This is a genomic window from Vibrio sp. JCM 18905 (assembly GCF_055393305.1).
On the sequence record NZ_AP043880.1, the window covers coordinates 290,920 to 303,352 of the forward strand.

Annotated in this window: 8 protein-coding genes; 7 read left to right on the forward strand and 1 reads right to left on the reverse strand. The window is 46.0% G+C overall.

Annotation, left to right across the window (positions count from 1 at the left end; all coding sequences use genetic code 11):
* The first annotated feature begins 11 nt into the window (after nt 1-11).
* The 7 genes from nusG to rpoC all read left to right on the forward strand — a co-directional run bounded on the left by nusG (nt 12) and on the right by rpoC (nt 11,660).
* Nucleotides 12-560 carry a transcription termination/antitermination protein NusG gene (nusG, locus tag ACZ5ZC_RS18020; protein WP_005384681.1) on the forward strand — a complete coding sequence of 183 codons (549 nt, stop codon included), beginning with the start codon at nt 12-14 and terminating at the stop codon, nt 558-560.
* A 164-nt stretch (nt 561-724) separates the two neighbouring features.
* Nucleotides 725-1,153: a 50S ribosomal protein L11 gene (gene rplK, locus ACZ5ZC_RS18025; protein WP_005384682.1), complete on the forward strand. Its 429-nt coding sequence runs from the start codon at nt 725-727 to the stop codon at nt 1,151-1,153.
* 4 nt (nt 1,154-1,157) lie between these two features.
* Nucleotides 1,158-1,859 (forward strand): 50S ribosomal protein L1, encoded by a 702-nt coding sequence (gene rplA, locus ACZ5ZC_RS18030; protein ID WP_005384683.1) that lies wholly within the window; start codon nt 1,158-1,160, stop codon nt 1,857-1,859.
* A 293-nt stretch (nt 1,860-2,152) separates the two neighbouring features.
* Complete coding sequence (gene rplJ / locus ACZ5ZC_RS18035; protein ID WP_005397270.1) at nt 2,153-2,647, forward strand: 50S ribosomal protein L10; 495 nt, start codon at nt 2,153-2,155, stop codon at nt 2,645-2,647.
* A gap of 57 nt (nt 2,648-2,704) precedes the next feature.
* Nucleotides 2,705-3,073, forward strand: coding sequence for a 50S ribosomal protein L7/L12 (rplL, locus tag ACZ5ZC_RS18040; protein WP_005397273.1), 369 nt, complete (start codon nt 2,705-2,707; stop codon nt 3,071-3,073).
* Nucleotides 3,074-3,325: 252 nt separating this feature from the next.
* Nucleotides 3,326-7,354 carry a DNA-directed RNA polymerase subunit beta gene (gene rpoB, locus ACZ5ZC_RS18045; protein WP_005397275.1) on the forward strand — a complete coding sequence of 1,343 codons (4,029 nt, stop codon included), beginning with the start codon at nt 3,326-3,328 and terminating at the stop codon, nt 7,352-7,354.
* Nucleotides 7,355-7,457: 103 nt separating this feature from the next.
* A complete protein-coding gene (gene rpoC / locus ACZ5ZC_RS18050) occupies nt 7,458-11,660 on the forward strand; it encodes a DNA-directed RNA polymerase subunit beta' (RefSeq protein WP_005397277.1) in 4,203 nt (1,400 codons plus the stop codon).
* 187 nt (nt 11,661-11,847) lie between these two features.
* Here rpoC and ACZ5ZC_RS18055 read toward each other — a convergent pair whose 3' ends face one another.
* Nucleotides 11,848-12,339, reverse strand: coding sequence for an Rsd/AlgQ family anti-sigma factor (locus ACZ5ZC_RS18055; protein ID WP_031780615.1), 492 nt, complete (start codon nt 12,337-12,339; stop codon nt 11,848-11,850).
* Between the last annotated feature and the right edge of the window lie 94 nt (nt 12,340-12,433).

Consider the following 12,433-nt stretch of genomic DNA (forward strand, 5'->3'; position numbering starts at 1 on the left):
GGTTTTTATTCATGAGTGAAGCTCCAAAAAAACGCTGGTATGTGGTTCAAGCCTTCTCTGGATTTGAAGGTCGTGTAGCTCAATCTCTGCGCGAGCATATCAAAATGCACGGCATGGAAGAGCTATTCGGTGAAGTACTGGTTCCTACTGAAGAAGTAGTAGAAATGCGCGCGGGTCAGCGTCGCAAATCTGAGCGTAAGTTCTTCCCAGGTTACGTCCTTGTTCAGATGATTATGAACGATGAATCATGGCACCTAGTACGCAGTGTGCCGCGTGTCATGGGCTTCATTGGTGGTACCTCAGATCGTCCGGCACCTATCACGGATAAAGAGGCTGACGCGATTCTTAATCGTCTTGAGAAAGCGAGTGAAGCGCCTCGTCCACGTACAATGTACGAAGCGGGTGAAGTGGTACGTGTTAACGAAGGTCCATTTGCTGACTTCAACGGTACTGTTGAAGAAGTGGATTACGAGAAGAGCCGCCTGAAAGTGTCTGTCTCGATCTTTGGTCGTGCGACACCAGTTGAGCTTGAATTTGGTCAGGTTGAAAAGCTGGACTAAGACTCTTTGTTAAAGAGTATAAAAAATCACCTTTTTAGGGTTGTATAAGGCGCGGATTATGACTATAATTTCGCGCCTTTTTACTTCAAGTGAAGTAAAAAGTTTCTTACACAAACGGGGAGCTGATCCGCGATTAGCGTTTGTACCCAAACTTAGGAATTATCATGGCTAAGAAAGTTGAAGCTTACATCAAGCTACAAGTTGCTGCTGGTATGGCTAACCCTAGTCCACCAGTAGGTCCTGCACTAGGTCAACACGGTGTGAACATCATGGAATTCTGTAAAGCGTTCAACGCAAAAACAGAATCTATTGAGAAAGGTCTACCAACTCCAGTAGTTATCACAGTATACAGCGACCGTTCTTTCACGTTCGTAACTAAGACTCCACCTGCTGCTGTTCTTCTTAAGAAAGCTGCTGGCGTTAAGTCTGGTTCAGGTCGTCCAAACACTGAAAAAGTTGGTACTGTAACTGACGCTCAAATCCAAGAAATCGCAGAAACTAAAGCTGCTGATATGACTGGTGCTGACATCGAAGCGATGAAGCGTTCTATCGCTGGTACTGCTCGTTCAATGGGCCTAGTGGTAGAGGGTTAATAAGATGGCAAAACTAACTAAGCGCATGCGCGTAATCCGCGAAAAAGTTGACGTAACTAAAGAATACGAAATCAACGAAGCTGTTGCTCTTCTTCAAGAACTAGCGACTGCGAAATTCGTTGAGTCTGTAGACGTTGCTGTTAACCTAGGCATTGATGCTCGTAAATCTGACCAGAACGTACGTGGTGCAACTGTACTACCTCACGGTACTGGCCGCGAAATCCGCGTTGCAGTGTTCACTCAAGGTGCTAACGCTGAAGCAGCTAAAGAAGCTGGCGCAGATATCGTAGGTATGGAAGATCTTGCTGAGCAAGTTAAGAAAGGCGAAATGAACTTTGACGTAGTTGTTGCTTCTCCAGATGCAATGCGCGTTGTAGGTCAACTAGGTACTATCCTAGGTCCTCGCGGTCTTATGCCAAACCCTAAAGTTGGTACTGTAACTCCTAACGTTGCTGAAGCAGTTAAAAACGCTAAAGCTGGTCAGGTTCGTTACCGTAACGACAAAAACGGCATCATCCACACTACTATCGGTAAAGCAAACTTCTCTGCTGAGCAGATCAAAGAGAACCTAGAAGCACTTCTAGTTGCTCTGAAGAAAGCTAAGCCATCTTCAGCGAAAGGTACTTTCCTGAAGAAAGTAAGCATCTCTACTACTATGGGTGCTGGTGTTGCTGTTGATCAGGCTAGCCTGAACACTCAAGCATAATTTATTTGCTTAGGCGCAAAATTAGTGTATAATTTTGCGCCTAATATTTGTGGTTGGGGCTGAACTTTGGTTCTTTGAACTGTCTCCTAGTTCGAAATGAATTAAGACCCAGTCTCCGTCCAAGACCGTAGGTGTTTGTGTAAAAGCAAACTTAATTATCCTACGTAGATGGTGCCCGAACTGACAGAAAGCTCTATGTAATATAGTTAACTTTCTTCTGGGGAAGCACCTCAATAGCTCTCACTGTCGTGATGATAGTGAGTGGTGTAACGACAACCAGGAGTAAATCCAAGATGGCTTTAAACCTTCAAGACAAAAAAGCAATTGTTGCTGAAGTCAACGAAGCTGCCAGTGGTGCACTTTCTGCAGTTGTAGCTGATTCTCGTGGCGTTCAAGTTGGCGCGATGACTTCTCTACGTAAACAAGCTCGTGAAGCTGGCGTTTACATGAGAGTTGTTCGTAACACTCTTGCTCGTCGTGCGGTTGAAGGTACTGAGTACGAGTGTCTAACTGACACTTTCACTGGTCCTACACTAATCGCATTCTCTAACGAGCACCCAGGTGCTGCAGCGCGTCTTTTCAAAGACTTCGCTAAAGAGAACAAAGATTTCGAGATCAAAGCTGCTGCTTATGAAGGCGCTTTAACTGACGCTGAAGTACTAGCAACACTACCAACTTACGACGAAGCAATTGCACGCCTAATGATGTGCATGAAAGAAGCTTCGGCTGGCAAGCTGGCGCGTACTATCGCAGCTATCCGCGATCAAAAACAAGAAGCAGCGGCATAAGCCTTGCTTTTTACTGGTTGCTTAATAAACTTATTGTTGACTTAAAAGAGAATTGTTATGTCTATTACTAACGAGCAAATCCTAGACGCAGTTGCAGAAATGTCTGTAATGCAAGTTGTTGAACTAATCGAAGCAATGGAAGAGAAATTCGGTGTTTCTGCTGCTGCTGCTGTTGTAGCTGGCGGCGCTGCTGGCGGCGAAGCTGCTGCTGAGCAAACTGAATTCGACGTAATCCTAGAAGCTGCTGGCGGTAACAAAGTTGCTGTAATCAAAGCAGTACGTGGCGCAACTGGCCTAGGTCTTAAAGAAGCTAAAGCTCTTGTAGACGGCGCTCCAGCACCTCTTAAAGAAGGTGTTGAGAAAGCAGAAGCTGAAGCTCTTAAAGCTCAGCTAGAAGAAGCTGGTGCAACTGTTGCTGTTAAGTAATTATTGCATAGTTTCTTAGCCTAACGGCTAATTGGCTGGTGGTTTTTTAACCACCGGCCTTTTTGCGCTGTAGGGTATAGGCGAATTTTCCCGCTGTTTAAGCGCCTGATATCCATGCAAAAAACATTTCATTCTTACGAAATGAAATGTCACTACAGTAAACAGCTATATTAGTCACTGTCCCTTACCCCCCTTAAGTAACTAGGAGCGGGCGGACAGTTTGGGTCACTTATCAGCGAGCTGAGGAACCCCATGGTTTACTCTTATACCGAGAAAAAGCGCATCCGTAAGGACTTTGGTACTCGTCCACAAGTTTTGGACATTCCATACCTGCTATCGATCCAGCTCGATTCGTTCGACAAATTCATCGAACAGGATCCTGAAGGTCAATACGGTCTTGAAGCCGCTTTCCGTTCTGTATTCCCGATTCAGAGCTACAACGGCAATTCTGAGCTGCAATACGTTAGCTACCGTCTTGGTGAGCCAGTTTTTGACGTTAAAGAATGTCAAATCCGCGGTGTAACTTACTCAAAGCCACTACGTGTAAAACTACGCCTAGTTATCTTTGATAAAGACGCGCCAGCAGGTACTGTAAAAGACATTAAAGAACAAGAAGTCTACATGGGTGAAATTCCACTCATGACAGACAATGGTACCTTCGTAATTAACGGTACCGAGAGGGTTATCGTATCCCAGCTGCACCGAAGCCCAGGCGTGTTCTTCGACAGCGATAAGGGTAAGACCCACTCTTCAGGTAAAGTTTTATACAACGCACGTGTTATTCCTTACCGTGGTTCATGGCTTGATTTCGAGTTTGATCCTAAGGATAACTTGTACGTTCGTATCGACCGCCGTCGTAAGCTACCAGCATCGATCATCCTTCGTGCACTAGGTAAGTCGACAGAAGAAATCCTAGATCTCTTCTTCGAGAAAGTGAACTTCGAAGTGAAAGACCAAACTCTATTGATGGAGTTGGTTCCAGATCGTCTACGTGGTGAAACTGCGTCATTCGACATCGAAGCGAATGGTAAAGTTTACGTTGAGCAAGGTCGTCGCGTAACAGCTCGTCATATCCGCCAACTAGAAAAAGATGGTGTTGATCACATCGAAGTACCAGTTGAGTACATCGTAGGTAAAGTTGCATCAAAAGATTACATTAATGAAGCAACTGGCGAGATCATTGTTAACGCTAACCAGGAAATCAGCCTGGAAGCACTAGCGAACCTATCTCAGGCTGGCCACAAAGCGCTAGAAGTTCTATTTACGAACGATCTAGACCACGGTCCATTCATGTCAGAAACGCTACGTATCGACAGCACGGTTGATCGTATTTCTGCATTGGTAGAAATCTACCGCATGATGCGCCCTGGTGAGCCGCCAACAAAAGAAGCTGCAGAAGCTCTATTCGAAAGCCTATTCTTCTCTGAAGAGCGTTACGATCTATCGACTGTTGGTCGTATGAAGTTCAACAGCTCTATCGGCCGTGAAGATGCTCAAGAGCAAGGCACACTTGATGAAACTGATATCATCGAAGTGATGAAGAAGCTGATCGCGATCCGTAACGGTAAGGGCGAAGTGGACGATATCGACCACCTAGGCAACCGTCGTATCCGTTCTGTAGGCGAAATGGCTGAGAACCAGTTCCGTGTAGGTCTAGTACGTGTTGAGCGTGCAGTTAAAGAGCGTCTAAGCCTAGGCGATCTTGACGCAATCATGCCTCAAGACTTGATCAACGCGAAGCCAATTTCTGCGGCAGTTAAAGAGTTCTTTGGCTCTTCACAGCTTTCACAGTTCATGGACCAAAACAACCCGCTATCAGAAGTAACGCACAAGCGTCGTATTTCTGCATTGGGTCCTGGCGGTCTAACTCGTGAACGTGCTGGCTTCGAAGTACGTGACGTACACGTAACGCACTACGGTCGTCTATGTCCTATCGAAACGCCTGAAGGTCCAAACATCGGTCTGATCAACTCTCTATCTGCGTTTGCGCGTTGTAACGAGTACGGTTTCCTAGAGACACCATACCGTCGCGTTGTAGATGGCGTAGTAACAGACGAAGTAGATTACCTGTCTGCAATCGAAGAAGGCCAATTTGTTATCGCTCAGGCGAACGCTAAGCTAAACGAAGATGGTACTTTTGCAGATGAGCTGATCACAGCTCGTCAGAAAGGTGAATCTGGTCTACACCCTCGTGAGCACGCTCAGTACATGGACGTTGCGACAAACCAGGTTGTATCTATCGCTGCATCGCTTATCCCGTTCCTAGAACACGATGATGCGAACCGTGCATTGATGGGTGCGAACATGCAACGTCAGGCAGTTCCGACACTGAAAGCTGACAAACCGCTTGTTGGTACTGGTATTGAACGTAACGTAGCCGTTGACTCAGGTGTAACTGCAGTTGCGAAACGTGGTGGTGTAATCCAGTCAGTAGATGCTTCTCGTATCGTTGTTAAAGTAAACGAAGAAGAGCTAGTACCAGGTGAAGCTGGTATCGATATCTACAACCTGACTAAATACACACGTTCTAACCAGAACACATGTATTAACCAACGCCCATGTGTGATGCCAGGTGAACCTGTATCACGCGGTGACGTGCTTGCTGATGGTCCTTCGACAGACCTAGGTGAGCTAGCGCTTGGTCAAAACATGCGTATCGCGTTCATGCCTTGGAACGGTTACAACTTCGAAGACTCGATCTTAGTATCTGAGCGCGTAGTTCAAGAAGACCGCTTCACGACAATCCACATTCAAGAACTTACTTGTGTGGCGCGTGATACTAAGCTGGGCTCTGAAGAGATTACAGCTGATATTCCAAACGTAGGTGAATCTGCTCTGTCTAAACTAGACGAGTCAGGTATCGTTTACATCGGTGCTGAAGTTAAGGGTGGCGACATCCTAGTTGGTAAAGTAACACCTAAAGGTGAAACTCAGCTAACGCCTGAAGAGAAGCTACTACGTGCTATCTTCGGTGAAAAAGCATCTGATGTTAAAGATACTTCACTACGTGTACCTAACTCTGTATCAGGTACGATCATCGACGTTCAAGTCTTCACTCGCGATGGCGTAGAGAAAGACAAGCGTGCGCTTGAAATCGAACAGATGCAGCTTAAAGAAGCGAAGAAAGACCTAACTGAAGAATTCCAGATTCTTGAGGGTGGCCTTCTAAACCGTGTTAAAGCTGTATTGATTGAAGGCGGTTACTCTGAAGCGAAACTAGACACGACTGATCGTAAGAAGTGGCTAGAGCTAACGCTAGAAGATGACGCACTACAAACTCAGCTTGAGCAACTTGCTGAGCAGTGGGACGAGCTAAAAGCTGACTTCGATAAGAAGTTCGAAACTAAACGTCGTAAGATCACTCAAGGTGATGATTTAGCACCTGGCGTACTGAAGATCGTTAAGGTTTACCTAGCGGTTAAACGTCGCATTCAGCCTGGTGATAAGATGGCGGGTCGTCACGGTAACAAGGGTGTAATCTCTAAGATCAACCCTGTTGAAGACATGCCATACGATGAAAAAGGTCAGCCTGTAGACATCGTACTTAACCCACTGGGTGTACCTTCGCGTATGAACATCGGTCAGATCCTAGAAGTACACTTAGGTCTGGCAGCGAAAGGTATCGGTGACAAGATCAACCAGATGGTTAAAGAGCAGCAAGAACTAGCGAAATTCCGTGAGTTCCTACAAAAAGTTTACGACCTAGGCGACACTCGCCAGAAAGTAGACATTGCTTCTCTATCTGATGATGAAGTACGTACTCTGATCAAGAACTTGCGTGGCGGTCTACCTATCGCGACTCCTGTATTTGATGGTGCTCCAGAAGAGTCAATCAAAGCACTTCTTGAGCTAGCAGATCTACCAACATCAGGTCAGCTAACGCTATTTGATGGTCGCACAGGTGATGCGTTTGAGCGTCCTGTAACTGTTGGTTACATGTACATGCTGAAACTGAACCACCTTGTTGATGACAAGATGCACGCTCGTTCAACTGGTTCGTACAGCCTAGTAACTCAGCAGCCACTAGGTGGTAAAGCTCAGTTCGGTGGTCAGCGTTTCGGTGAGATGGAAGTATGGGCACTAGAAGCATACGGTGCTGCTTACACGCTACAAGAAATGCTAACGGTTAAGTCGGATGACGTTAACGGCCGTACTAAGATGTACAAGAACATCGTAGACGGTAACCACAGCATGGAACCTGGCATGCCAGAATCGTTCAACGTACTGTTGAAAGAGATCCGCTCGCTAGGTATCAACATCGAGCTAGAAGACGAAGAGTAATCCTTTCTCTCTTGATGAAAGTCGAGAGAATCAAAGCGATTATTTGGAAGAAGGTGCTCACTTTAGCGAGTGAGCTCCTTTTAACTCCTTACAGGAGCTGATTGTGAAAGACTTATTAAACTTTCTAAAAGCACAGCATAAGACCGAAGAATTTGATGCAATCAAAATCGGTCTATCTTCACCAGACATGATCCGTTCATGGTCTTTTGGTGAAGTTAAAAAACCTGAAACGATCAACTATCGTACGTTCAAACCTGAACGCGATGGTCTGTTCTGTGCGCGTATCTTTGGTCCAGTTAAAGACTACGAATGTCTTTGTGGTAAGTACAAGCGCCTGAAGCACCGTGGTGTTATCTGTGAGAAGTGTGGTGTAGAAGTTACACAAACTAAAGTTCGTCGTGACCGTATGGGCCACATTGAACTGGCTTCACCAGTAGCTCACATCTGGTTCCTAAAATCGCTACCGTCTCGTATCGGTCTACTGATGGATATCCCTCTACGTGATATCGAACGTGTTCTTTACTTCGAAATGTACGTAGTAACAGAACCAGGTATGACTGATCTAGAAAAAGGTCAGATGCTTACGGAAGAAGAGTATCTAGATCGTCTAGAAGAGTGGGGCGACGAGTTCACTGCTAAGATGGGTGCGGAAGCTATCAAGGACCTACTAGGTTCTATGGATATGCACGCTGAAGCAGAACAAATGCGTGAAGAGTTAGAGACAACAAACTCTGAAACTAAGCGTAAGAAAGTAACTAAGCGTCTTAAGCTGGTAGAAGCGTTCATCGCATCGGGTAACAACCCAGAGTGGATGATCCTAACAGTACTTCCAGTACTTCCGCCAGATCTACGTCCTCTAGTACCTCTAGATGGCGGTCGCTTTGCGACTTCTGATCTTAACGATCTATACCGTCGTGTGATCAACCGTAACAACCGTTTGAAGCGTCTTCTAGAGCTAGCTGCTCCGGACATCATCGTACGTAACGAAAAACGTATGCTGCAAGAGTCTGTTGATGCGCTACTAGATAACGGTCGTCGTGGTCGTGCGATCACAGGTTCTAACAAGCGTCCTCTGAAATCTCTTGCTGATATGATCAAGGGTAAACAAGGTCGTTTCCGTCAGAACCTTCTAGGTAAACGTGTAGACTACTCTGGCCGTTCTGTAATCACAGTAGGTCCATACCTTCGTCTGCACCAGTGTGGTCTTCCTAAGAAGATGGCACTTGAGCTATTCAAACCATTCATCTACAGCAAGCTAGAGACTCGTGGTCTTGCGACTACAATCAAAGCTGCTAAGAAAATGGTAGAGCGTGAAGAAGCGGTCGTTTGGGATATCCTAGACGAAGTAATCCGTGAACACCCAGTACTATTGAACCGTGCACCGACACTTCACCGTCTCGGTATCCAGGCGTTCGAACCAGTACTAATCGAAGGTAAAGCGATTCAGCTACACCCACTTGTATGTGCGGCGTACAACGCGGACTTCGATGGTGACCAAATGGCGGTTCACGTACCTCTAACTCTAGAGGCACAGCTTGAAGCTCGTACTCTGATGATGTCGACAAACAACATTCTGTCGCCAGCGTCAGGTGATCCGATCATCGTACCTTCTCAGGACGTTGTATTGGGTCTGTACTACATGACTCGTGAAAAGATCAACGTGAAAGGTGAAGGCATGTACCTTTCTGGCCCAGAAGAGGCTGAGAAAGCATACCGCACTAAACAAGCTGAGCTTCATGCACGCGTTAAAGTACGTATTACAGAAACCGTTGTAGACGAAGACGGCAACAGCACTACTGAAACTAAGATGGTAGATACCACTGTTGGTCGTGCAATGCTATGGCAAATCGTGCCAGCTGGTCTACCGTACAGCATCGTTAACCAAAAGCTAGGTAAGAAGCAAATCTCTAACCTACTTAATGAGGCGTACCGTAAACTAGGTCTGAAAGACACGGTAATCTTCGCTGACCAAATCATGTACACAGGTTTCGCATACGCGGCACTTTCTGGTGTATCTGTTGGTATCGACGATATGGTTGTACCAGCAGCTAAGTACACTGAAATCGCTGAAGCGGAAGAAGAAGTACGTGAAATCCAGGAACAGTACCAATCAGGTCTTGTTACTGCGGGCGAACGCTACAACAAAGTTATCGATATCTGGGCATCGACCAACGACCGTGTTGCGAAAGCAATGATGGAAAACCTTTCATCTGAAACGGTAGTTAACCGTGATGGTGAAGAGGAACAGCAAGAGTCATTCAACAGCATCTACATGATGGCGGACTCGGGCGCTCGTGGTTCTGCAGCACAGATTCGTCAGCTTGCGGGTATGCGTGGTCTGATGGCGCGTCCAGATGGTTCAATCATCGAAACGCCGATCACAGCGAACTTTAAAGAAGGTCTAAACGTACTTCAGTACTTTATCTCAACGCACGGTGCTCGTAAGGGTCTTGCGGATACGGCACTGAAAACAGCGAACTCGGGTTACCTAACTCGTCGTCTAGTAGACGTTGCTCAAGACGTTGTTGTAACTGAACATGACTGTGGCACTCACGAAGGTGTCGACATGATGCCTCACATCGAGGGTGGTGATGTTAAAGTTGCACTTTCTGAGCTTGCTCTTGGTCGTGTTGTTGCTGAAGACGTACTAAAACCTGGCACTGAAGACGTTCTTATTCCACGTAACACCCTAATCGATGAGAAGTGGTGTCAAATCATGGAAGAGAACTCAGTAGACAGCATGAAAGTGCGCTCTGTAGTAACGTGTGATTCTGACTTCGGTTGTTGTGCACAGTGTTACGGTCGTGACCTAGCACGTGGCCACCTAGTGAACCAAGGTGAAGCAGTAGGTGTTATCGCTGCTCAGTCTATCGGTGAACCAGGTACACAGCTTACCATGCGTACGTTCCACATCGGTGGTGCGGCATCGACAGCAGCGGCAGAGAACAGTGTTCAAGTTAAGAACAACGGTTCTATCAAGCTACACAACGCTAAATCTGTACTGGCAGATGACGGTAAGATCGTTATCACTTCTCGTGCGACAGAGCTAACTATTATTGATGAGTTTGGTCGTACGAAAGAGAAACACAAACTGCCTTACGGTACGCTACTAAGCAAAGGCGATGGCGATACAGTTCAAGCTGGCGAAACAGTTGCAAACTGGGAAGCACACACACTACCTATCATTACTGAGGTAGCAGGTCGCATCCAGTTCGTAGACATGATCGACGGCGTAACAGTATCTCGTCAAACCGATGACCTAACAGGTCTATCTTCAAGCGAAGTAACTGACCCAGCAGCTCGTCCTTCAGCAGGTAAAGATATGCGTCCAGCTATCAAACTTGTTGATGAGCAAGGTAACGATGTAATGATCCCTGGTACTGATATGCCAGCTCACTACTTCCTACCTGGTAAAGCGATTGTGAACATCGAAGATGGCGCAGCAGTAGGTGTTGGTGCGACACTAGCACGTATTCCTCAGAAGTCTGGCGGTAACAAAGATATCACCGGTGGTCTTCCACGAGTTGCTGACCTATTTGAAGCACGTAAGCCGAAAGAGCCTGCAATCCTTGCTGAGCACACAGGTACTGTGAGCTTCGGTAAAGAGACGAAAGGTAAACGTCGCTTAGTGATCACACGTGAAAGCGGTGAAGCTTACGAAGAGATGATTCCTAAGCATCGTCAGTTGAACGTATTCGAAGGTGAAAAAGTTGAACGTGGTGACGTGATCGCAGATGGTCCAGAGTCTCCACACGACATCCTACGTCTACGTGGCGTACACGCGGTAACGCAGTACATTGCTAACGAAGTACAGGAAGTTTACCGTCTACAAGGCGTTAAGATTAACGATAAGCACATTGAAACTATCGTTCGTCAGATGCTACGTAAGTGTACTATTACTCACTCTGGTGACTCTGAGTTCCTACCTGGTGAGCAGATTGAGTACTCACAAGTTAAGATTGCTAACCGTAACCTAGAAGCTGAAGGCAAAGAGCCTGCACGTTTCGAACGTGAACTACTAGGTATCACTAAAGCATCTCTAGCGACTGAGTCGTTCATCTCTGCGGCATCGTTCCAGGAGACAACTCGCGTACTAACAGAAGCAGCGGTTTCTGGTAAGCGTGATGACCTACGTGGTCTGAAAGAGAACGTAATTGTTGGTCGTCTGATCCCAGCTGGTACTGGTTTCGCATACCACCAAGAGCGTCAAGCTAAACGTTCTGAAGCGCAAGATGGTCCTTCTGCTGAGCAAGCAACGGATAACCTAGCGGCACTTCTAAACGCTGGTTTCTCTTCTGAAGAGTAAGCCATTTAACGAGTAATCGTTAGAAGCTTAAGAAAAAAGGCACCTTCGGGTGCCTTTTTAGTTTTTATCCTGCCTTTTTCTTCGAGAGGGTTCTTAGAGAAGGTAATAGTGATAAGGCTAGAAACAAAAAAGACCGACGATGATCGTCAGTCTTTTCTATCCTTCAGTCTCTGAATATTCGCAAACACTAAGCCCCTGGGGGCATAGACAGACTTTCTGCGATCTGCTGTATCAGATAGTCCTCGACTTCAAATCGAGTCTCAAGAATTTCGCCAATGAGACACATATCAGAATCGAAATCATCTAATTCATCATCTTCAGTAACTTCTGAGTACTTATCGTTAAAGTTCAATAGTGGTTCAGTTGTCAGGACTATTTGACCATAAGTTTGATTGATTTCATTGGTCACGACAAAGCCAGTCGCTTTCCAGCGATCCATAACCATGTCGTAGATTTTAAAATGGCCCTCGGAGATGTAATCAACGAGATGCTGACAGAAATCCTGCAATTCGGAAGGAGATGGGAGTTCAATAACATTGGTTTTCGAACAAGGTTGCAGTGCTGCAAGCTTACAATATTCAACAATCAGGGATTGTCTTGTCTCTAACCAGTGATCAATGACATCACTTGAGCCACCCCACTGATCTTGTGTTTGTTTGAATTTTTTTAGCATGACCATGCCCTCATGATCTGATCGCCTGTTGGCGAACGTATCCTTTGCAAAGCAAAGTTAGTAAAGTTATTACAAACTCTTGTCCTTACTAGAATTTAGA

Excerpts from the sequence above, each read along its gene's own strand:
- nusG (WP_005384681.1), top strand. The coding sequence starts at position 12 with ATGAGTGAAGCTCCAAAAAAACGCTGGTATGTGGTTCAAGCCTTCTCT.
- rplK (WP_005384682.1), top strand. The coding sequence starts at position 725 with ATGGCTAAGAAAGTTGAAGCTTACATCAAGCTACAAGTTGCTGCTGGT.
- rplA (WP_005384683.1), top strand. The coding sequence starts at position 1,158 with ATGGCAAAACTAACTAAGCGCATGCGCGTAATCCGCGAAAAAGTTGAC.
- rplJ (WP_005397270.1), top strand. The coding sequence starts at position 2,153 with ATGGCTTTAAACCTTCAAGACAAAAAAGCAATTGTTGCTGAAGTCAAC.
- rplL (WP_005397273.1), top strand. The coding sequence starts at position 2,705 with ATGTCTATTACTAACGAGCAAATCCTAGACGCAGTTGCAGAAATGTCT.
- rpoB (WP_005397275.1), top strand. The coding sequence starts at position 3,326 with ATGGTTTACTCTTATACCGAGAAAAAGCGCATCCGTAAGGACTTTGGT.
- ACZ5ZC_RS18055 (WP_031780615.1), bottom strand. The coding sequence starts at position 12,339 with ATGGTCATGCTAAAAAAATTCAAACAAACACAAGATCAGTGGGGTGGC.